This window comes from Alteromonas sp. S167 (assembly GCF_036864375.1).
GTDB lineage: Bacteria > Pseudomonadota > Gammaproteobacteria > Enterobacterales > Alteromonadaceae > Alteromonas.
In genome coordinates, this window is record NZ_JAZETR010000043.1 from 1 (window position 1) to 366 (window position 366).

The 366-nt window shown below is 43.2% G+C and carries 1 protein-coding gene; it reads left to right on the top strand.

What is annotated here, in order from left to right; translation table 11 throughout:
* Positions 1–111 precede the first annotated feature (111 nt).
* Positions 112–360, top strand: a complete 249-nt coding sequence (locus V7R35_RS17840) for a hypothetical protein (RefSeq protein WP_334016233.1) — start codon at positions 112–114, stop codon at positions 358–360.
* The last annotated feature ends 6 nt before the right edge of the window (positions 361–366 follow it).

Sequence of the window (366 nt, forward strand, 5' to 3'; positions counted from 1 at the left end):
ACAAATTATGGCACTCGCTATCGCTCGCTGGGACGCAAACACGTGCGCGGCTTCGCCATTATCGCGCACGCGTCTGCGCCCCATATTTGGAAGTTATGTGCTCGGTGAAAAATGAAGCCATCAGATATTCAAAACTTATTAACTAGCCGCTCAGGCATTCCCACCTATGTCTACACGATTCATGGTGAAATGCTGTTTGTAATAGATGTTTTTTGGCTTCAAGACGACGATGACGAATACCCGTATTCAATTACAAATTCGAACACCGACGGTGAACAACTGGTATCGAATTCTTTTTACTCAAATGAAATAGTAAAAATCATTGATTACAGAACTCACGAGGTGCTCTTTGAAAGGTAACGCACA